The organism is Peribacillus kribbensis DSM 17871 (assembly GCF_000430765.1).
Classification (GTDB): Bacteria; Bacillota; Bacilli; order Bacillales; family DSM-1321; genus Paraperibacillus; species Paraperibacillus kribbensis.
Map to the genome: position 1 here is coordinate 309145 of NZ_KE387237.1, position 20628 is coordinate 329772.

A 20628-nucleotide genomic window follows, 5' to 3' on the forward strand; every position below is an offset into this window, starting at 1 on the left:
TGAAACTTCCCCTTCCTCTGGGGAAAATGCCTTTAGTGACTTAATATGTTTGATAGGAGGATTATCATTGGATAAGGATTTTAAGCAAACCACGCGTATTGATAAGACCAAACAAAGAAAAGCCAACCGCATTTATAATATACTCATTGTAGTAGTATCAGTACTAATTATTTCCGTTGCTGCTGTGATTTTCTTGGGAAAAGACGAACAGGCATCAAATAACGCACCGAAGAAACACGCTGCCCAGCAGACTAAAGAGAAAAAAGCGGACACCACCAGTACCAAGAAAAAGGATAATCAAAAGGCAGAAAAAGATGAATCTGAACAAAATGCTGATAATCAAGCGGATTTAAGCGGCCAAGCTCCTGAAGCAGGGGCAGGAGAAGCTGATGCGTCAAAGGACGTTGAAGTGCCAGCAGACGATTCCAATGTAAAAAAGGCATACAAGAACGATTCCTGGAAGCCTGTCGGTACTACTCAGCAAGGAGAGCATGTCGCCAAATACGATCAGGGAAGCCAGGACTGGAATGAAATGGAGAAGGCACTCGCATATGGTGCCGGCATCAATCCGGATAATATCACAGTCTGGTGGATCCAAAACAACGGTTCTCCTAACAGTGCAGTTGGAACCGTATCTGCCAAGGATAACGACCAGGCTTACAGGGTATTCATAGATTGGGTCGACGGCCAGGGCTGGAAGCCTGTCAAGGTCGAACTTCTGAAGGTGAATGACAAAAAATAAATAGGGCAGTCCAAGATAAAAAGAGACAGTTATTGAGGCTGTCTCTTTTTATTACAAAGGGGAAAAGGAGAAAAATTGCTCTACTGCCTAATTGTCTATTTTATTAAAAGGCATACCAGGAAGAGATAAACTTTAGTTAGCATCTGTCTTCTTTATCGGGTCCCACCCTCTGATTATTTTTTAGCCTTAAAGTGTACCACTGCACTATAAAATCTGCTGCCGTCAGGTGCCACCTGCATCTGATGGGAAACAGATGCAACCTGGAGTAAAATGGCTTTATTTATTTCAATCTGCGCCTGTATCTTTCTTTCCAAGTCTGTGAGGCTTGTTCCTTCAAAGAATTCTATTTTATCCTCTATTAAATCAAAATGTATATTCATTCCTAACCCTCCAGATCGTATTCGTCTCTATTTTACCAAAAAATAAAAAACTTGCTATATTGGCGGAACTATAGGATATTTAATTCATAGTATGCTCATAGGAATAATAAAATTATTAAGGGTGATACTTATGGGCAGAGAGTTTATCGATTTATTCGATAAATGGTCAGAAACGTATGATGATACAGTGATTGGCCATGATATACAATACAGAGAGGTCTTTAGGAACTATGATGAAATATTGTCCAGCGTAGCAGCGAGAGCGAAAGGCCATGTCGTTGAGTTTGGAGTCGGAACAGGTAATCTGACGGAAAAATTAATTGCACTGGGACTGACAGTAACAGGCTTTGAACCTTCCCCCCGAATGAGGGAAAAGGCAGCCGAAAAGTTATTGGGAAATGCCGTAGTTAAGGATGGAGATTTTCTGGAATTCACTTCACCTGAACCAATTAATACGATTGTCAGTACGTATGCGTTTCATCATTTAACAGACAGAGAAAAGGAAAGAGCTATTAAACTTTATGGCAGCCTTTTAAATAAAGATGATAAAATAGTTTTTGCGGATACCATGTACGAATCCATAGAAGCTTTGAATAAAGCTGTTTTTGATGCTGAAGCCGCCGGTTTTCATGATCTGGCTAATGATTTAAAAACGGAATATTATACTACTATACCGTTTTATCGACATGCACTTGAGAAGTATGGTTTTGTAGTTACTTTTGAAAGGTGCAATGAGTTTGTCTGGATTTTTGAAGCTGTAAAACAGTAATAGAAAGAGGTTAAAGAATGAAAGCTGCAATCATTGGAGCAATGGAAGAAGAAGTTTCTATACTTAGGGAAAAACTTGAAAATCTGAAGCAGGAGACAATAGGAGGCTGTGAATTCAACATCGGAACTTTAAATGGTTCTGAAGTGGTTCTTTTAAAGTCAGGAATTGGAAAGGTCAATGCGGCTTTATCTACTGCTGTCCTGCTTGAAAGGTATAAACCCGATTATATTGTTAATACAGGATCTGCAGGTGGGTTCCTTTCTTCATTAAATGTCGGTGATGTGGTTATTTCTTCAGAAGTCCGCCACCATGATGTAGACGTGACAGCCTTCGGATATGAGTATGGCCAGGTGCCTCAGCTTCCCGCAGGCTACCATCCCGATGCCAAGCTTGTGGAGGCTGCAGAACAAGCTGCTGCGGAAATCAGCGGAATGCAGGTGGTAACAGGACTCATTGCTACAGGGGATAGCTTTATGAGCGATCCGGACCGAGTAGAGTTTGTACGCACGAAGTTTCCAGAACTTTATGCAGCTGAAATGGAAGCAGCAGCCATTGCGCAGGTTGCCTATCAATTCCAGGTGCCTTTTGTCATCATCCGCGCCTTATCCGATATAGCAGGAAAGGAATCAGATGTTTCTTTCGAAAAATTCCTTGATCAGGCAGCTAAAAATTCAGCGGCTATGGCTGTTAAAATTATTGAACGCATTAGCTGAAATCAATCATCCATACTGTTCTTTTTAATAAAAGTTTTAATTTTATTCCGAGCAGGCATTCACCGGGTTCCTTCCTAGTGAATGCCTGTTTATCTCTACAACTGCATGCTATCAAATAAAAATCACAGCATTGTTAACAATAAATTCAAGGGAGAAATCCAATGGATATTTATCGGAATGTACATGAAATGATTGGTGATACGCCAATCGTTCAGATAAGCTCATTTCCACTGCCAAAGGATGTGAATATTTTTGCTAAACTGGAATACTTCAATCCAGGAGGAAGCGTAAAGGACCGGCTGGGAAGGGAGCTGGTCTCCGCCGCACTTCAAAGCGGCCATCTTTCAGAAGGTGGAACCATCATCGAGCCTACTGCAGGAAATACAGGAATCGGCCTTGCCCTTGCAGCCATTCAAAAAGGAGTGAAAGTCATCTTCTGTGTTCCCGAGAAGTTCAGCCAGGAAAAACAGGAGTTAATGCGTGCGCTTGGGGCCAAAATAATCAATACACCGACGGAAAAAGGGATGAAGGGAGCAATCCAGAAAGCAGAACAGCTGCTGAAAGAAATTCCGGGCTCCTACTCGCCAGCCCAATTTTCAAATCCTGCCAATCCGGCTGCGTATTATAAAACACTGGGTCCTGAACTGTGGCAGCAGCTTGATGGGCAGATCGATGTGTTTGTGGCCGGTGCCGGGACAGGAGGAACCTTCATGGGGACATCCAGATTCTTAAAGGAAAAAAACGAGAAGATAAAAACAGTGATCGTGGAACCTCAAGGATCCATACTGGGCGGAGGTGAACCTGGGCCGCATAAAACAGAAGGCATTGGGATGGAGTTTCTGCCGGAGTATATGGATCGCTCTTATTTTAACGAAATTTATACCGTTCCGGATGATCAGGCATTTCTAATGGTCAGCGAGCTGGCATCCAAGGAGGGGCTTATGGCAGGAAGTTCATCTGGAGCAGCCTTTTATGCTGCACGTAAGGAAGCGGAGAAAGCGAAGCCAGGTACAAATATCGCAGTGATTTTCCCGGATTCGAGTGAAAGGTATTTAAGTAAAAGCATTTATCAGGGAGGTATTTAATTATGAAAAAGAAAACAAGATTGATTCATGGGGGATTATTTGGGGATGAAGCAACGGGTGCTGTTTCTACACCGATCTACCAGGTCAGCACTTATAAGCAGCAGGGAGTAGGAGTCCATAAGGGATATGAATATTCAAGGACAGGAAATCCAACCCGTTTTGCACTCGAGGAGCTGATAAAAGACTTGGAAGGCGGTGAGCGGGGATTTGCTTTCGCTTCCGGAATGGCGGCTATTACGGCGGTAATGATGCTCTTTAATAAGGGAGATCATATTCTGCTGACAGATGATGTATACGGAGGGACCTTCAGGGTCATTACCAAGGTTTTGAACAGATTTGGACTTGAGGCTACCTTTGTGGATACAAGTGATCTGGAAAATGTAAAAAAAGAAATCAAGCCGAATACAAAGGCCATTTATCTTGAGACCCCGACCAATCCGCTCTTAAAGATTTCAGATATCGAAGCGATTTCTGGAATTGCAAAAGAGAAGGGCCTTCTGACGATTGTGGATAATACATTCAGTACACCTTATTGGCAGACGCCGATCGCATTAGGGGCAAATATCGTCCTTCACAGCGCGACCAAATACATTGGGGGACACAGCGATGTTGTTGCGGGTCTCGCAGTGGCAGACTCAGCAGCCCTTGCGGATGAATTGCATTTCGTTCAGAACTCCACTGGAGGCATTCTCGGCCCGCAGGACTCCTGGCTGTTAATCCGCGGAATCAAAACCCTGGGAGTAAGGATGGAAGAAACCGAAAACAATGCGGGTAAAATCGTAGATTTCCTTCAAAAACATCCGGCAGTCACGAAAGTTTATTATCCGGGTATTGCTTCACATCCCAATCACCATATTGCTAAAAAGCAGTCAGGCGGATTTGGGGGCATGATTTCCTTTGATGTGGGAAGTGCGGAAAAGGCGGATCAAGTGTTCAGCAAAATTAAATACTTCACTCTTGCGGAGAGTCTCGGAGCAGTCGAGAGCTTAATTTCGATCCCTGCCCGCATGACTCATGCTTCCATTCCCGTTGAAAGACGGGCGGAGCTTGGGATCACAGAAGGACTTATCCGTATATCTGTTGGCCTCGAGGATGCCGAAGACCTGATTGAAGACCTGAACCAGGCCTTAGAAAATTAACATCATACTGCTTCTGCCTGCATTTACAGTAATTCACTAGTTATCCTGGCGCAGATCTATGTTATCGTTAGTATAGTTGTTACTAGAAAGCGCAGGTGAAGCAGAATGTTCACAAAGGGAAAGTCTATTACAGCCATTTATCGTGAGAAGATGATTGATTTTAAGAGATATGCCTTCTTATTGGTTTGCACCAGTGTATTTTTCTATCTCGGAGTGATCATTCCTTCAGATGGAAAAGGCCTGCATTCCAATTCATTGCTTATGGCTTCAACAGCTGTATTCCTAGGATTATCCATCCTATTCTTTGTCCTCTCGGCAAAATACAAAGGGCTTCTGGCTGATATAGAAGAATAATATACAGGTGATTTTTGAGTTTGAGGTCATATGTGGGACGTTGATTTCCGACTCCATTTTTATCTAGTTAAGTCGCGAGAGCTTGGAATGTTTACATTCCAAGCTTTTTCTATTTATTAAGCAATACATTCTGTTTAATTTTCCAGTTTGATCGCCAAGTACAGTACGGCTTTTGCTCTACTGGTTTTGATCTTGAGGAGCCCTCTCTGGACCATCTCCCAACGTAGCAGCCACACCATGGGTCTGATGATGAGCCCTCTCTGAACTAATTCTTCCGGAAGACTGCAGGTAAGGACAATAAAAACAGGAAATATAGAATATTTTAAAAAAATGATACATATATGAATGGTCAGTCCTTTTAAGGAATTTTCAAAAAAACGAAAAAATAGGCAAAAAACTGGTTTACAAAATTACCATTGTTGGATATACTTACCAATATGAGATCAAAACCAATTAATGAAAAGAGGTCGAATGAAATGATTTATATGCAGACAATTGTATCACCAAACAATTTCATAGCTTTACATTTCGACCTGCCTGGTACGATCCGCTGACAATGATTTGGAATCATTCATGTTCATACACGACGGCCGCAGGGAGATAATCCAGCGGCCTTTTTGTGCCGTCTGGAAGATGCCTTCCTGCGGCTTTTTTGCGGCCGCAGAAGGATTTCTGCGGCCTTTTTGTGTCTAAAACGAGATGAAAAGGAGGTGATACTGTGAACATCAATATGCTTTTCTTTACAATAATCATTAAAACCAAGAAAATCAGCCGGGAAGAGGCAGACCATCAGGATACCATACGTCATTCATTCGACCATGCGGCCGACCGTAAGTTTGAAATCCGTACCATCATGTAATAAAAGGAAGCCTTTCTAAGGAGGTGATAGTATGAAACTAAATATGCTCTTTTTTACCATTATTATTAGAAATAATAAAATCAGCCGTGCAGCTGCAGATCATCTGGATTACATCAAAGAGCGGCATGAAGAAAAGCTGGACACCGCGATGAGGATCACGAATGTAATGTAAAGTAACCTAGGAAAGAGGTGGACGTATGACGCTGAATCTTCTATTATTTACTCTCATCATTAAACCCAACCCGCTGCTGGCCAGGGAGGAAGTTCATAAAGAACAGCAGGGAAAATGGAGAGAAGAAAATGTTGATGAGATGCTCAAGATTAACCAGGTGATGCAGAATAAGGTGTGGTAGAACCGACGGGTCAGGAGGTGATAAGTATGACCGTTAACTTATTATTCTTTACGATTAGTTTCCGTAAGAAAACAATGAGCCGCAAAGAGGCGTTTCACCAAGAAACCATTAAGCAGTGGCATGAAAAAAACAGAACGAGCGCAGCAGAGATCAGAATTATGATGTAAGAATTTTATTTAAAAAAGGGTGGAGATAACAATGATAATTTTATTGATTCGCAGGGGACTAGTATGGATTTATAAGGATACCGGCTAACCTCGGCTCCTTGTGAACAAATAAACAGGGAGGTATTAAAGGAGAGAATGGGGAATATTTTACATGAAATTCGCGAACTTCAGGATCAGTGTGAAAAAGCGGATGGCATCCAGTTAAAACTTAATTGGGGGACACTGGAGAAAAAAGAGGAATCTGAACTTCAAGACTGCTCCCATTTTGAAGATGGCCGGCTTATCGGTTTTGCCGGTGTTTATGACTTTGGGAATAAAGTGGAGATTTGCGGCATGGTGCATCCTGATTACCGGAGAAAAGGCATCTGTACCGGATTGTATCAGAAAGCAATGAAGATGGCAGGAGCCAGCAGGGGAAGGGAGATCCTTCTTAATGCTCCGGAAAATTCCCTTACTGCTAAGGAGTTTTTAAAGAATATTCCCTTTGAATTTTCCGTTTCTGAATTTCAGATGAAATGGCAGGAGGCTCAGCTTGAGGAAGAGGAGGGAGTCGAGCTCCGCCTGCGCACAGAAAGGGATACTTCTCTTGAAATAGAATTGGATCATCGCTGCTTTGGATTGAAAAGGGAAGAAGCAGCTTCATTCAACAAGAGTGCTGTGAGAGAGGATAGACAGAAGGCTCTGATTGTAGAACAGGACGGGACCCCGGTTGGCAAGATGAGAGTCTCCTGTGAGAATGGCTCTGATTCCTGGATTTACGGCTTTGCGGTGCTTCCGGAATTCCAGGGCAGAGGAATCGGCAGAAAGGCCCTGAAAAAGATCGTACTTGAGGAGAAAAGGCTGGGACATGATATTTACCTTGAGGTGGAAGCCAGGAACGAGAATGCATTGAAGCTCTATACATCCACAGGCTTTCAGCCATTTTATACGCAGGATTATTACCGGTATACGGGCGGCATTGAAGGTTAAGGAACTGAGGAGAATCAAAGAAGAAAAGGCTGAAATCAGCCTTTTCTTTTTTCTTTTTCGGCCCGGTAAAACTCATGGAACATTTTCATAAGGGCGCGTTTTTCAATCCGCGAAACATAGCTTCTTGATATGCCCAGTTCCTTTGCGATCTCCCGCTGTGTTTTTTCCTTTTGAAGATCAAGGCCGAACCTTCCTATGATCACTTCTTTTTCCCGTTCATCCAGCACATCGATAAACTGTTTGACCTTTTCAATTTCAAGGTTCAGCTGGATGGTATCCACTACATCCTCTGATTCGGACTTCAGTACATCAATCAGACTTATTTCGTTCCCTTCCTTATCCTGGCCAATCGGATCGTGGAGGGATACATCCTTTTTCGTCTTTTTGGTTGCCCGCAGATGCATCAGAATTTCATTTTCAATACAGCGGGCAGCGTACGTAGCAAGCTTCGTTCCCTTGCCTTCCGAGTAGCTTTCAATCGCTTTGATCAGTCCGATTGTCCCGATGGAAATCAGGTCCTCTGTGTCTTCTCCGGTGTTTTCAAACTTTTTGATGATGTGAACATGAAGCAATATCAAAATAAAACAAGATTAAAGTATTATATAAGCATAAATTTTGAATTAAAACGAACAGGTAACAATAAGCCTTATTACATTAAAAAAGTGGACAAGCCATATCTGTCTATTTACTAACCTTTGAAAACGTTAAGTCTGACTTAGGTATATATAAACAGTGTAACCAAAAAATCCCGAAAATGTTATACTTATCTAGAGAAAGAAAATAACGATTTAGGCCCTAAACATTATTTTTCTTTTTATACTTTAATGCTTCAAATCGCTACAGCGTGCTAGAGAATACCTAAAGGATAAAAATCTATGTATGATATTGAATTATGTATCTTAATTGGATTTTTTCGTTAAGGTGAGGGATTGGATCAAATAGGTTCCGTATGCTGCTTTAATTAAGAAAGTAGTTAAAAGCATATTCGAATACCAGCCTTACGACGCTGGACTAGTTGGGCTTAAATAAAAAATGATTCCGCTTAGAGGGTTAAAATATAGTTGTGTAAAAGAAACATAGAGGCAGAGATCGGGGATCGCTGGTTTTAGTCAGGAATCTACTTTTAAAAATAGACAGGGTGGAATTTTCGAGACAAGCCATAAAGCTAAGGGTGTATGTGGAATTCTTATTGCCTAGTTATTAAATATTAAGGCTGTTTTCGCATAGATTTGTTTTTTTACCGATACTATTAGGACCTTTCTATAATTGCGTTCTAGAAGGCGGTAAAAATGTGGGAAAGTATATTTCAAGGTTTCTCGGAATTATCTAAATCAGAACAATTTAAATGTCTTAGTTCTACCTATGCTTATTCAATTTTTTACTGTAGAAAGAGACCCCTTCCCTTTATAAATGACGTTTAGTAGAAAAGGTCTTCACGAAAAAAAATTCAAATTATAGGCTCCTAAAGCACCTTATTTGCTTTCTTTTTTAAACAATACTTACTGATCCGTATTCAGAACGAATTATAGATCGAAAAAGAAAAAAGAACCACGGTAAAAAACGATCCAATAGGTCGGGATAGCTTACTTCGAAAAATATTCAATTCCTTTTTCAAAAGTAATAAGGTAATTGGCTACTTTTGGATCATAGTAGTGTAATTTACTGTAAAGACATTGCAACTTTTCACATTGTAAAGTTAAGTAATCTGTCTGTTTAATATAACTAGTTTTTCTTCGATTTTTTCCAATGTAGGCGGTCAATAGTGTCCCTTTTATCAGTTTCAAATTGACTGTACGGCTAGGTGGTGTTTCTATCTATTATTGTGTAAATAGCAGGAAATTTTTACTCCAACCCTTTAACGGTATTGAATGTGGATGCAAAGGAGACCAACAAGTGCATAAAAAAGGCTGCCTAGGCAGTCTTTTTTTGTACTAATTATCTGTAAACTAACCTTCTTCCGATTGTTGAGCCAGCTATATTACATGGTGAAAGATGGACAAAGACTATTGAGGGAAAATAAGCACTTAGAAGAACATCTAAATATGTTCATACTTTGATTCCTTTTTAATTTTAGTTTCAAAATGGTTTAGAAATTTTGTTACATTTTTTTTCCCCTTTTTTCCCTCTTGCTTTAATTCTTTTAATAATTGTTTTTTGTTCATAAAATTTTCCTTTCCTATTTAATGGAAAATATTGAATACTGTGATAAAATAAAATTATTTAATAACAAAACCTGAGGTGAAAAATGAAAACCACATTTTTAAATTTATCAGATTTACATTTTTCAAATAAAAAGATGGCTGATACTAAAATTGTACTGGGTGCCTTATTTCAAGATTTAAAGAAATTAGATGTAACCCCTGACTTTATATTGTTTAACGGTGATTTAATTAATAATGGATCAATGGGCTTTTCAGGTGATAATGAATACGATCTTGTGATGGATTATTTTATCCAGCCACTACTTAATCAATTGAATTTAGATAAAAATAAGATATTCTTTGTACCTGGAAATCATGACATCAACAGGAATAATATTAATGACTTTTTATATGGTGACCTAACAGAAAAATTTAAAAATAGGGACAATGTAAATGACTTTGTTGATAAAATTGCTGAGTATCAACCATTATTGGGCCGTTTAGAGGATTTTTATACATTTTTAGAGTTATTTTATGATAATAAGAATTGCCATCAGGTTAAAGCCCATCCCCTTTATTCCAGCTTCATATTAGAGGCTGGGAAGTTTACTGTCGGTATAGCTTGTTTAAATTCGTCCTGGACAGCCTATGGCGGTGCTAAGGATTATGGACGGTTAATAGTAGGAGAGAGGCAAGTTGATTTAGCTGCCAATGATATAAGAGACTGTGATCTTAAAATTGCTATGATACACCATCCTTTAGAATGGTTAAGAGAATTCGATAGAGAATCAATTTATCCCCGACTTCTTTCAAGTTTTGACATGGTTTTTACGGGACATATACATACCCAAGATACACATCAAATTTTACAAAATAATGCTAAGACGCTATTTTACAAATGCGGAACTTTGTTTGACGGTCGATTTTTTAATGGCTATGCTATTACTACCTATGATTTTACGACTAAAGAAGTGGTTCTTAACCTTAGAGAGTATTATGATAAGCGACGAGTTTTTGATAAGGCATTAAATATTGTGGAAGATGGACAAGCACGTTTTACATTAAGTGACAATGTTCGGATTGATATAATAAAAAAAAACATTGAAACTAGGAATGACATAAAAGCACAAGTAAATGAGTATTTAAATAGAAACTTAATATCAGTTCTTTCGCAGCAGACAAATGCCCCAAAAAATATAGCTGATATATATGTACCACCTCTTATATCCAATCAATCAGAGCTTACAACTGGCGATGAGGAAGAAGTTTTTTATAACTTGGATGAGTTGTTGGGTAAAGAAGATAATCTTTTATTTGTTGGAAAAAAAGAAATGGGGAAATCAACACTTATTAATTATATATGCTATAAGTTTATGAATAGCCCAGATATTCAGACAAAAATACCAATAATAATAAATTTCAATGAGTTATCAAAGGGAAAAAATATAATAAAAAAAGCTATCAGTGAATATTTACATGAGTTTGGGTCGGAGTCTCTTGAGTTAGAAGATATCCTACAAAACGGTGATTTTGTTTTATTGATAGATAATCTTGATATGAGTAATAGCACAAAAATAGAAAAGATTAATGAGTTTATTAAACTATATCCAAATATAAGATTTGTTTTAACAATGAACGAAGATATTTTGGACATGATGAAACTGAAGGGTTCAGTAAACTTTGATTTAAAATACGAAACATACTACCTTTATTCATATAGGCGTTCTCAAACTAGACAACTTATAAAAAAATGGGTAAGCAATAATGATGTTAATCAAGACGAACTTGTGGATAGAATTGTTAATATACTACAAACGGTGGGCCTTCCTAAAACTCCTTTTGCTATTTCATTATTATTGAGTATCCTTGAAAAACAAATTAATTACGTTCCAATAAATGAGGCAACCCTCGTTGATCGTTTCGTGGAAGACTTACTGGATAAAGTGAATGTTGATGAAGTGAAGTATGAAACATTTGATTATGTTATAAAAAGTGATTATCTCTCTTATATAGCAGCTGCTATGGTTCAAAAATCACAGTATTATTTAGAAGAGTTGGATTTCGAGGAATATACTATCAACTATTTTAGAGATAAGGGATTAGAAACAAATCTTATTGAATTTAAGGGATTATTTTTTCGAAGGGGAATTCTGGAGAAAGAAAATGGACGTGTTTTCTTTAGGTTGCAATGTTTTTTTGAATTATTCCTGGCAAAATATATGGCTATGGAAGAAAATAGGGAATTCAGAGAGTTTGTACTATCGGAAACAAATTATTTAGACTTCAAAAATGAAATTGTTTATTTAACAGGATTGCAACGTCGAAACCTCAATGTTATACAATTGTTAGAACAACGGTTGTTAGAAGCGTATGAAGAGGTAAAGGGTTTGTCTAAAATCGAGGATTTTACAAAATTACCAATAGAAGAGTTGCTTACAAATAAGTTGCGGAGAGATGATCTGAAAGAAAAGCTAAATAAGATTAAAATATCAGAACAAGAAAAAGACAAAATGTTAGATGAAAAGAATGGACATTCTGAGAAAAAAGCAGATCCACCCATGGTAAGAGAAAAAAGAGAAGAGCGGAAAGAACGGTTAGATTTTTTTGAAATATTGAGCTTATATTCTCGTGTTATAAAAAATTGTGAGCTATTAGGATTCGATGAAAAGGTAAGGGCCCTTAATACCAGTATCGAGAAGTACTGCGACTCAATTGGAGTAATATATACGATAATAATGGAACAAATTGCAGAGGATCTAAAAGAACATACTGCGGATGAGATATTTAAAAGGTATGAGTATGTTTTAACTACGGGCTTGCCGATGATAATTCAAGGGGAGATGTTGCAAACACTAGGTACCCCAAAATTAAAAAATATAATAGAGAAGACTATTGAAAGAACTGAGAAAGATTTTAACAAATTTATGCTTTTGATGTTATATGCTGACCTTAGATTAGAAAACTACATTTCAAAACTTGAAAATTTCCTAAAGAAAATAGACTCCAAGGTTATCAGGGAAATCTCACTTTTGAAATTACTTTTTTACCGTTTCTTTTATCTAAAGTCTGATATAGAAAATCAAAAGATAAATAATTTAGTTGCTGACTTGGTTGTGGAAAAAGGGGTTATTACAAAAAGAGAAAAGTCACGTTACATTGAAAGACTTAATGAAGAAGCTATGTCAAAGAAATTGAAGCCTAGCAGTGATAATGTTATCTAAAACCATTATATATTGGAAATCTATTATTAGTGTGTAAGAAACTAGTTTGTTAATGTTATTGTATGAAAAATGCTGTACTTGTGAATACAAGGTAAAATGATTAATAATATACGGATCATATGAAGTATTCTATATCATAAAAAGAAGACACAAGTTGTTCATCAGTTACCCAGCAGCGGACTACCAAATTGGAAGTAACCCCCTACACAGCTTGGGTGGTAGGTGAAAAAGAGGACACTATGAAGAAAAATTTCTATGAATGGTGCATCGAAAACGATAAAGAAAATTTGTTAGCGGAGTGGGACTACGAAAAAAATGTAGAAGTAGGACCCAAAAACATTAGTTACGGAGTTACACGAAAAGTTTGGTGGAAGTGTCCGGTCTGCCATCGAAGTTATCAGGCCATCATAAACGATAGAAGAAGTGGTAGAGATTGCCCTTATGATCCATGCCGAAAAATGAAACATTCCGATAATATTAAAAAAGCCCTGGTGAAAAGAAGGGGATCGCTCGCCAGCCGGTTTCCAGATCTGGCAAAAGAATGGCACCCTGTGAAAAACGGAACCTTTACTCCGGATGAGATCAGTCCGGCAAGTGACATAAAAGTATGGTGGCTGGGCTCATGCAGCCATCAATGGCAGGCAACACCAAGCAATAGAGTTCGAATGAAAAGCGGATGTCCGATTTGCCAAAACAAGATCATTTTAATTGGGTTCAATGATTTGGCTTCCACTCACCGTGAATTGTGCAGGGAATGGGATGTTGAAAAAAATGGGGACTTGCTTCCCACCCAGCTTGTAGCCGGAACGCATAAGCGAGTCTGGTGGCTTTGCCAAAAAGGCCATAGTTACAAAGCATCTGTAAGTAACCGTTCCAAAAAGAACGGGACAGGATGCCCTCACTGTGATATCGAAAGAAAGTCTTCGTTTAATGAAAAAGTCCTTTTTTATTATTTGAAACAGGTATTCCAGGATGCAGAGGAGAATTACCGCCCTCATTTTCTTCGAAAAAAGGAAGTGGATATCTATATTCCAAGCCTTTCTCTTGCCATCGAATATGACGGTGAATTCTACCACAAGAACGCCCTAAAAGATATTCAAAAGAACGATCTGTGCAGAGAAAATGGAATTGATGTGATCCGAATCCGGGAGCCGAAGTGCCCGAAATTGCCGGAGCATGTCACAAGCTTCGCTCGAAAGACGCTTCATGAAAGGGAACTGAAAGAATGCATCGACTTTATCATTTTGTATATTAACCAAACCTTCAAGATGAATGCCGCAGCGGATGTGGATTTAGACCGCGACCGCTCTGTAATCATGGAGGCCTATTATCGTTCTGAAAAACAAAAATCTCTCGCTTTTATGAGACCAGATATCGCCGAGGAATGGCATCCAACCAAAAACGGAAATCTCACAACTGAGCATATTCCTTACAGTTCGAATAAAGATGCCTGGTGGCTCGGGACATGCGGCCACGAGTGGACCGCCAAAGTGAACAATCGAATTCATGGGAATGGATGCCCGGTCTGTTATGAAGAAAAGGGCCATAAAATTGTCCATCGACGAAGCCTGCAGGTAGGAGTCAACGATCTGGCCACAGAAAATCCCATCCTATCGAAACAATGGCATCCAGTTAAAAACGGGAATCTTCATCCGTCTGATGTGTTAAGCGGCAGCAAGAAAACCGTCTGGTGGCTCGGAGAATGCGGCCATGATTGGGAAGCGGTGATCGGTAGCCGGAACAAAGGGGGGCATGGATGTCCGTATTGTTCCAATAAATATGTATGGGCCGGTTTTAACGATCTCGAAACCCTTCACCCCCAACTAGCAAAAGAATGGCATCCCTCAAAAAATGGGGATTTGAAACCTTCTGGCGTGGTGGATAAAAGCAACAAAAAAGTGTGGTGGCTCGGGAGCTGCGGTCACGAATGGGAAGCGAGAGTGAACAGCCGAAACAGAGGCACAGGCTGCCCGTACTGTGATAATCGACTGGTATTACAAGGGTTTAATGATTTGGCCACGACCAATCCAAAAGCGGCCAAAGAATGGCACCCAACGAAAAATGGGGATTTACAGCCAACCGAAGTTACCTCTGGAAGCGATAAAAAAGTATGGTGGCTCGGAAACTGCGGCCATGAATGGGAAGCGAAAATCTATTCCAAAAAAAGATGTTCAATGTGTTCAAAGAAATAGATTTCTCGTTTAACTTAAGGTTTTCATTTGCTTCTACCCTCCTGTTAGCCATCTTTTGAGATAGATTTATTAGGTCCTTCTTAAGTAAAGTTTAGAGGAAGATATTCTTTTACGGAAGACATGTTTAATACATTCAGGGCAGCCGATCAAGGCTGTTCTTTTTTATTATGAAAATTTAAATAGCTTAATTGGCCGCACTAATATACTGCAACTTTACTCACCTTAGGTGTTTGTTCATATCTTCCCAGTACTACAACCATGACCGGTTATATCAACTAAATTACTACAAAAGTTTCAATCAATTTCTACAACTTATAAAACATGTAACCAAGAAAAAACTTGTCTCCTTTAAATAGGGTTGTCCATCGTTCCAACTAACATAATAATGTACAAAGGAGGAAACTGGCTGTAATGATTCCAAAAAACAGACATATTCATAATTTTGAATATATTGTTCATGTTTGTGAATAAGATTCTTTCTTTGGCTTACTCTAGATATATAGGCCGAAAGGAAGATGAAAAACAAAATGAAATTTAACCCAATAAGAGAGTTAGACGTTTTATCTACTCAGTTTGAGTATTGTCCGCAGTTTGAAAAAGAGTGGAAGGCTCTTTTCTTCTCAATCATAGAAGAAAAGTTGGAAGAATACTTAAGAGAAGATCCATCGAGGGGGAGTATATGAAAAAAACAGTTATATATATCCGGCAGTCTTTAGAAAAAGACAAACAAAAGTATTCTCTAGAAGTTCAAAAGAGTACCTGTTTAACAACTGCAAAACGAAATAATTGGATGGTAGATTCCATATACAACGAAGGCTTCCTATCAGCAAGAAAAACTCCCTTATATGATCGGCCATGGCTTAAAAGGCTATTAGAAGATGTGAAGGCTGGGATGATTGCAAGGATTATTGTTTATAAAAGAGACCGTCTTGCGAGGAATGTTGAGCAGTATCTTGAGATTATTCAAATTCTTCAGGACCATCAAGTCCAACTGTGTTTTTCGGCAGATAATGAACCCCCATTATTTCATGGGCCAGTGGGAGAGCTAGTAGAGACTTTACTCGCAGGTCTAGCCCAACATGAAGCGGAAAACATAGTGAAGCGACTCATTACTTCTAGAAAGGACTTGGTACTCAAAGGAAAAAGAGCAGGTGGTAAGCCGCCTTTTGGGTACCAGGTTAATAAAGGAGATTTGTCAATAGATGAGGAGCATAAGGCGATTATTCGCCGAATATATCAAATAGTTATAGATTTCAAAGGGTTTACTCTTAAAGATTTGAATAATGAAATAAAAAATGATCCTTTACTTTGCGAATATGATCTAAATGCAAAATCAGTAATTCCAAGAGAGTTGCATATAGGAAGATTGGTACAGAATTTTGAAGGAGAAAGATATGAGTATCCTGGGGTCTTAGAAGACTTAAAAGTGGTGAATGAGGAAGAATGGACTGAGGCTAATCGTAAGCTAACAGTTCTTCTTCCAAAATATAAAGAGAAGAGAGAAAAGTATAATGCTTTACTTAAAGGGCGAGTCCATTGTTGGAAATGTACGGAAAGAGTTAAAGCAGGCACTTCCTTATACAGTTGCCCGAAGAAACACATAAAAGTGGATATGAAGAGTATGGACGATGAGGTAATTTCCGCAGCTTTAATTCAATTAGAAAAGATCTTAGTATTGGATAAGGAAATTCAGACCAATATAAGAAATTTTTTATCTGAAAAGCACTCAAGACCAGAAAGAAGAAATTTAAGTGATCTCGAAAGTGCCGTAGAAAAGACAAAGAAAGACATAAAGGATTTACTAAGCATATGTGTCAGTCATGGGGTTCGTGAAAAAGAGCTAAGTGACCTGGTCTATAGTTACAAGGAACAAATAGGTAGAATCAACCGTAGCAAAAGAAAACTGTTTCTCATTGAGGAAAAGATGAATATGCTAAAGTTTGATGAAATAGTTAATTGGATTAAAGAGGGCAAGAGTGAAACCTTGACTCCTTTTTTATTAAAAATGATTAAGTCAGTCATTCTTCAGCCGGACGGGATAGATGTGATTTACTCTGAGTTTTTTAAAGGAGAAGTACTTCTTGAAAAATATAAATGAAATAATAAAAGAATCTAAAAAAATTGCACTATATGAGAGAGTCTCTACGAAAAGGCAAAAGGAAGATATGCAAGAGGAAGTTATAAACAGCTTTTTAAGAGAGAAAGAAATAGGTGATAAGGTTAAAAAATATACGGATATAATATCTGCATATAACAAGCCTTATACACAAAGAGCAGATCTGGAGAAGTTAATTAAGGACGCTAAAAACAAAGAAATAGATACAGTTATTGTGTCATCAGAGGATCGTATTAGCCGCCAGCCTAAGGAACATCAAATTTTAAGAAAATTATTTAGGGAACTAGAACTGGACGTAATTATCGCCTCCAAAGGAGAAACCTACAATACGGATGATTTGATAAAAAATATTTTGGTCGACGGAATGACTAAATACGAGGTTGATGTCCTTTCAACTAGAACTCATCATGCGATGCAGGAATTGATCAAACAAGAAAAATGGACGGGAGGTAAACCACCTTATGGATATCAGTTGCTCAAGCATGAGGGAAGAGTGCTAAAATTTACACCTGTTCCGGATGAAATAAAAAGAGTAAAACTAATATTCCAGTGGTATCAAAAAGGGCACTCTTTTAATTTTATTGCAGATGAATTAAGTAAAGGTAAAAATGTTGTTTATGAAACAAAGAAAAGAAAATGGTCGGCAAATAGTGTAAAGCACATAATAACAAACCCATTTTACTGTGGGTACCTGGTTTACAACCGTTCGAAAGGCAAAAATGGGGGAAACACTCTAAATCCAAGAAGCGATTGGATAGGATTCAAATGTGATTGGATTGAGGATCCACCTATAACTATGGCTGAGTGGGAATATTGCTGGGAAAGGTATACGCTGGTTAAAGATAAGGCCCCAAAATTCCAAAGTACTCCTTTTATCTTCAATGGACTGCTTATTTGCAGCTGCAATGAATTTATGAAAGGTAAAGATCAGACAAGCAAGGGGAAACGTAAGGTATATGGAGACTATTGGTACATTTGTGTTAACTGCAGAAATAAAGTACTAGCGGACTCCTTGCATGGTTTGTTTAAGCGGTACTGGAGAACAGTTTGGCTAAACAGTGTAGAAAATTCAACGGAGATTCGCTCTCGCTTTCTGGAGGTACTGGATCAAAAAAGGTCCATGTTAGACCACTTGGTACGGGAAATGGATGGATTAAAAAAAACCCTGAATGATCTTGAAGGGATTCGACTAAACGGTCCCCCGGAAAATGTACTGCTAAATAGTAAAGAAGAAATGGATCCTTTAATGATTGCTTATCTTATAACCAGGGAAGATGTAGAGTCGCAGCTTATAAAGAATAAAAAGACTAAAGAGCAGTATGAATATGAAATTAAGCAGTTGGAATCCTTATTAAGAGACGAAAGTAAATATTTTTCAAAATTTCTCTTGAAGATTAACAGTTTGGAGTTCGATAACATGGAGCAGAGTGTAAGACGGTCAATGGCCCAATTATTTATTAGAGAGTGCCGGTTATCCATTGATAACAAGATTAGTTTTAAATTTAATACTATTCCCGATAAGTCCTTTCCAATTGAAATAAGGAGGATGAAGAATTAGGTTAAACCCTGAGTCACTGACTCAGGGATTTTTATTGAACATAAAATACATACCAAAAGATCTTTAATTTCCTATAAACATATGGGAACCGCGAGTCCTAGAAAAAACCCCATTACTTTACTCCAATTCCTCTTTTTTAATACCCCTCAAAAAACATTAATGACAAAAACTAAGACTTATCTCTCTTTACTGTCGATTGCTAAAATTTCTCGACCTTAAGGAAATATTTTTCTTTAAATGTGATTTAAAGTTTTGGGCTATTCGACTTTAACATTTTCACTAAATTTCTCTTTATTCATTGCTTCTCGGCTATTTGTACAAGCTGCTATAATTTCTCGGTTATATACTATACACGGGATCCCATTTATAGTATATAACCGAGTTTTTTTTCCTGATATTCAGTGGGATCAAGCAGGAGGACAGGTTTCTTAGTATATTTTATATTTCGGAATTGTTCGACAATAGGTCTTTTGATGCCTCTCGGTTATTTGAATATAATGTTGGAATTTCTCGGTTTCTTGTATTTTTTGATTATAACTGAAGTAGTTACTTATATAGCTACTGAAGTAATTACTAAAATTTTTGGTACGCCTTGTCCCGCTTATATTAATTGAACAGGTGGTGTTGTGAATTGAAAAGGAGAATTGGAATAGAGGAATTTCAATTGGAGTTGGAAAAAAATAACGTCCCAATCTAAAAAGATCCTATCGCCGAAATCTCTATCCTGGACTAATTTAATTTCAAAACTAACTTACATAACCTTGTAAGGAAGTTTGGAGTAGGATCCTGGGCGGGATGAAAGGTTATATACCACAATTGTCATTCTCAAACGATGAAAGAAGAAACGGAGCTGCCAGTGGATTTATCTTTTCTAATTTTTGATAACATCACATATTGTTAAAAGCCGCCTACCTTTTTGGGGCTTTTTTACGTATGACATATTTACGAGCCAAGGCATGAAAACCATCTCATCTCCTAATCATCATTTTTCTCCATCTTGATTAAAGGACTAATTAATTCCTAAACCATGGCATATCAACCCCAACAAATTGAACCAATTAGTTGGCTTAAGGCTTGTCCTATAATCATATATTTAAGAAGAAAAGGAGGGCGAAAAATTGTCTAAAGTTTTGAATTTATTTGAAGCAACCAAACTCCTTGAGCAATACTACATTACATCACAGCCCCAGGTAGTAGCCCGCTGGCTTAGGGAAGGAAAAATTGAGGCACCGGAACCTGTAAGTAATAAAGAGGGGTGGAAAATTGAGGAAGATAAATTATTGGATTTTATTGAAAAGGTTCGTCCTCGCTTAATCGATATCTTTAATAGTGCACAAATGCCAACACAAAATTCATTTGAAGATGAGTATGGTATTCCCCTCCAATTCAGTAATCGTACTCAACAACTTGAACAAGAAACTTTAACAATTCTTACTGAACTTGTATCTGAAGTAAAACGTATTAGGGAAAAACTAGATTCATTTCAAGACATTAAAGTCCCTAATGCAATAAAGGAACATAGAGAGAAGGGAGTAAATCTAAAAAATAGACTAAAGGGAGTCAACTATTCGTTGGAATCTTTTACAAAATTAGTTCAGAACAAAACTGGAATAACAGATTTCCAAGACTTGGACATGTTGCGTTTTTACAGAGAGTATTTCAAAGAAGACAAGAAATTATTGGACCACATTTTAAAAACGGAACCCGGGTTCTATTCGTGTCCTATCACGGGGAAAAAGAAAGAAACATTTGAGAAATTAATTAGGGAAGCTGCTATATCATTCTTCGGACTACCCACTGAAAAGAATGAGCCTCCCCCTGGAGATGAGGGGTTGTTAGAAGATTAATTTACATTCGTGAAGAGTACATT

The 20628-nt window shown here is 38.1% G+C and carries 19 protein-coding genes and 1 pseudogene; 16 read left to right on the forward strand and 4 right to left on the reverse strand.

The genetic code is table 11. The annotated features are described in order from the left end of the window. Positions 1-67: 67 nt before the first annotated feature. Positions 68-742 carry a YrrS family protein gene (locus H539_RS0112670; protein ID WP_035322529.1) on the forward strand — a complete coding sequence of 225 codons (675 nt, stop codon included), beginning with the start codon at positions 68-70 and terminating at the stop codon, positions 740-742. 173 nt (positions 743-915) lie between these two features. Here H539_RS0112670 and H539_RS0112675 read toward each other — a convergent pair whose 3' ends face one another. Then, positions 916-1122: a DUF2536 family protein gene (locus tag H539_RS0112675; RefSeq protein ID WP_026693833.1), complete on the reverse strand. Its 207-nt coding sequence runs from the start codon at positions 1120-1122 to the stop codon at positions 916-918. A 130-nt stretch (positions 1123-1252) separates the two neighbouring features. On the opposite strand from H539_RS0112675, the gene H539_RS0112680 reads away from it, so the two are divergent. The 5 genes from H539_RS0112680 to H539_RS0112700 all read left to right on the forward strand — a co-directional run bounded on the left by H539_RS0112680 (position 1253) and on the right by H539_RS0112700 (position 5182). Then, on the forward strand, positions 1253-1891 hold the full coding sequence (locus H539_RS0112680) for a class I SAM-dependent DNA methyltransferase (RefSeq protein ID WP_026693834.1): 639 nt from the start codon (positions 1253-1255) through the stop codon (positions 1889-1891). 17 nt (positions 1892-1908) lie between these two features. Further along, complete coding sequence (gene mtnN, locus H539_RS0112685; protein ID WP_026693835.1) at positions 1909-2604, forward strand: 5'-methylthioadenosine/S-adenosylhomocysteine nucleosidase; 696 nt, start codon at positions 1909-1911, stop codon at positions 2602-2604. Between the two features lie 161 nt (positions 2605-2765). After that, positions 2766-3689, forward strand: a complete 924-nt coding sequence (locus H539_RS0112690; RefSeq protein WP_026693836.1) for a PLP-dependent cysteine synthase family protein — start codon at positions 2766-2768, stop codon at positions 3687-3689. Positions 3690-3691: 2 nt separating this feature from the next. Further along, positions 3692-4828 carry a bifunctional cystathionine gamma-lyase/homocysteine desulfhydrase gene (locus H539_RS0112695; RefSeq protein ID WP_026693837.1) on the forward strand — a complete coding sequence of 379 codons (1137 nt, stop codon included), beginning with the start codon at positions 3692-3694 and terminating at the stop codon, positions 4826-4828. A 105-nt stretch (positions 4829-4933) separates the two neighbouring features. Beyond that, positions 4934-5182, forward strand: a complete 249-nt coding sequence (locus H539_RS0112700; RefSeq protein ID WP_035322532.1) for a YrhC family protein — start codon at positions 4934-4936, stop codon at positions 5180-5182. A 567-nt stretch (positions 5183-5749) separates the two neighbouring features. On the opposite strand, the gene H539_RS31495 is transcribed toward H539_RS0112700, so the two are convergent. Continuing rightward, positions 5750-5908, reverse strand: a complete 159-nt coding sequence (locus tag H539_RS31495; RefSeq protein ID WP_155890023.1) for a hypothetical protein — start codon at positions 5906-5908, stop codon at positions 5750-5752. On the opposite strand from H539_RS31495, the gene H539_RS30790 reads away from it, so the two are divergent. The 5 genes from H539_RS30790 to H539_RS0112730 all read left to right on the forward strand — a co-directional run bounded on the left by H539_RS30790 (position 5901) and on the right by H539_RS0112730 (position 7530). After that, positions 5901-6041 (forward strand): YrzI family small protein, encoded by a 141-nt coding sequence (locus H539_RS30790; RefSeq protein ID WP_081415872.1) that lies wholly within the window; start codon positions 5901-5903, stop codon positions 6039-6041. The genes H539_RS31495 and H539_RS30790 overlap by 8 nt on opposite strands. A 31-nt stretch (positions 6042-6072) precedes the next feature. Continuing rightward, entirely contained in the window at positions 6073-6213 is a 141-nt protein-coding gene (locus tag H539_RS30795) for a YrzI family small protein (RefSeq protein WP_081415873.1), read from the forward strand. A gap of 25 nt (positions 6214-6238) precedes the next feature. Then, complete coding sequence (locus H539_RS31500; RefSeq protein WP_155890025.1) at positions 6239-6394, forward strand: hypothetical protein; 156 nt, start codon at positions 6239-6241, stop codon at positions 6392-6394. 26 nt (positions 6395-6420) lie between these two features. Next, entirely contained in the window at positions 6421-6561 is a 141-nt protein-coding gene (locus tag H539_RS30800) for a YrzI family small protein (RefSeq protein WP_081415874.1), read from the forward strand. A gap of 135 nt (positions 6562-6696) precedes the next feature. After that, positions 6697-7530: a GNAT family N-acetyltransferase gene (locus H539_RS0112730; protein WP_026693839.1), complete on the forward strand. Its 834-nt coding sequence runs from the start codon at positions 6697-6699 to the stop codon at positions 7528-7530. Positions 7531-7565: 35 nt separating this feature from the next. On the opposite strand, the pseudogene sigK reads toward H539_RS0112730, so the two are convergent. Next, positions 7566-8099 (reverse strand): annotated as a pseudogene (sigK, locus tag H539_RS28440) (RNA polymerase sporulation sigma factor SigK); the annotation flags it as partial. A 1467-nt stretch (positions 8100-9566) separates the two neighbouring features. Beyond that, positions 9567-9692, reverse strand: coding sequence for a hypothetical protein (locus H539_RS33105; RefSeq protein WP_281171417.1), 126 nt, complete (start codon positions 9690-9692; stop codon positions 9567-9569). Positions 9693-9775: 83 nt separating this feature from the next. Here H539_RS33105 and H539_RS0112745 point away from each other — a divergent pair, with 83 nt between their 5' ends. The 5 genes from H539_RS0112745 (at position 9776) to H539_RS0112770 (ending at position 20605) form a co-directional block, all read left to right on the forward strand. Then, positions 9776-12892, forward strand: coding sequence for a metallophosphoesterase (locus tag H539_RS0112745; RefSeq protein ID WP_026693840.1), 3117 nt, complete (start codon positions 9776-9778; stop codon positions 12890-12892). A 239-nt stretch (positions 12893-13131) separates the two neighbouring features. Next, the gene (locus tag H539_RS30155) at positions 13132-15084 is read left to right on the forward strand and encodes a zinc-ribbon domain-containing protein (protein WP_051348560.1); all 1953 of its coding nucleotides are present in this window, start codon (positions 13132-13134) and stop codon (positions 15082-15084) included. 679 nt (positions 15085-15763) lie between these two features. Continuing rightward, positions 15764-17182, forward strand: a complete 1419-nt coding sequence (locus H539_RS0112760) for a recombinase family protein (RefSeq protein WP_026693841.1) — start codon at positions 15764-15766, stop codon at positions 17180-17182. Then, complete coding sequence (locus H539_RS0112765) at positions 17166-18758, forward strand: recombinase family protein (protein WP_026693842.1); 1593 nt, start codon at positions 17166-17168, stop codon at positions 18756-18758. Before H539_RS0112760 ends, H539_RS0112765 begins: the two co-directional genes overlap by 17 nt. A 1118-nt stretch (positions 18759-19876) precedes the next feature. After that, positions 19877-20605, forward strand: coding sequence for a hypothetical protein (locus tag H539_RS0112770; protein ID WP_026693843.1), 729 nt, complete (start codon positions 19877-19879; stop codon positions 20603-20605). Positions 20606-20628: the final 23 nt, after the last annotated feature.

What these genes read in the sequence shown, in the direction of transcription:
- H539_RS30800 (WP_081415874.1), top strand. Translation starts at nt 6,421, where the DNA reads ATGACCGTTAACTTATTATTCTTTACGATTAGTTTCCGTAAGAAAACA.
- H539_RS30795 (WP_081415873.1), top strand. Translation starts at nt 6,073, where the DNA reads ATGAAACTAAATATGCTCTTTTTTACCATTATTATTAGAAATAATAAA.
- H539_RS31500 (WP_155890025.1), top strand. Translation starts at nt 6,239, where the DNA reads ATGACGCTGAATCTTCTATTATTTACTCTCATCATTAAACCCAACCCG.
- H539_RS31495 (WP_155890023.1), bottom strand. Translation starts at nt 5,908, where the DNA reads ATGTTCACAGTATCACCTCCTTTTCATCTCGTTTTAGACACAAAAAGG.
- H539_RS0112760 (WP_026693841.1), top strand. Translation starts at nt 15,764, where the DNA reads ATGAAAAAAACAGTTATATATATCCGGCAGTCTTTAGAAAAAGACAAA.
- H539_RS0112690 (WP_026693836.1), top strand. Translation starts at nt 2,766, where the DNA reads ATGGATATTTATCGGAATGTACATGAAATGATTGGTGATACGCCAATC.
- H539_RS33105 (WP_281171417.1), bottom strand. Translation starts at nt 9,692, where the DNA reads ATGAACAAAAAACAATTATTAAAAGAATTAAAGCAAGAGGGAAAAAAG.
- H539_RS30155 (WP_051348560.1), top strand. Translation starts at nt 13,132, where the DNA reads ATGAAGAAAAATTTCTATGAATGGTGCATCGAAAACGATAAAGAAAAT.
- H539_RS0112745 (WP_026693840.1), top strand. Translation starts at nt 9,776, where the DNA reads ATGAAAACCACATTTTTAAATTTATCAGATTTACATTTTTCAAATAAA.
- H539_RS0112730 (WP_026693839.1), top strand. Translation starts at nt 6,697, where the DNA reads ATGGGGAATATTTTACATGAAATTCGCGAACTTCAGGATCAGTGTGAA.
- H539_RS0112695 (WP_026693837.1), top strand. Translation starts at nt 3,692, where the DNA reads ATGAAAAAGAAAACAAGATTGATTCATGGGGGATTATTTGGGGATGAA.
- mtnN (WP_026693835.1), top strand. Translation starts at nt 1,909, where the DNA reads ATGAAAGCTGCAATCATTGGAGCAATGGAAGAAGAAGTTTCTATACTT.
- H539_RS0112700 (WP_035322532.1), top strand. Translation starts at nt 4,934, where the DNA reads ATGTTCACAAAGGGAAAGTCTATTACAGCCATTTATCGTGAGAAGATG.
- H539_RS0112680 (WP_026693834.1), top strand. Translation starts at nt 1,253, where the DNA reads ATGGGCAGAGAGTTTATCGATTTATTCGATAAATGGTCAGAAACGTAT.
- H539_RS0112675 (WP_026693833.1), bottom strand. Translation starts at nt 1,122, where the DNA reads ATGAATATACATTTTGATTTAATAGAGGATAAAATAGAATTCTTTGAA.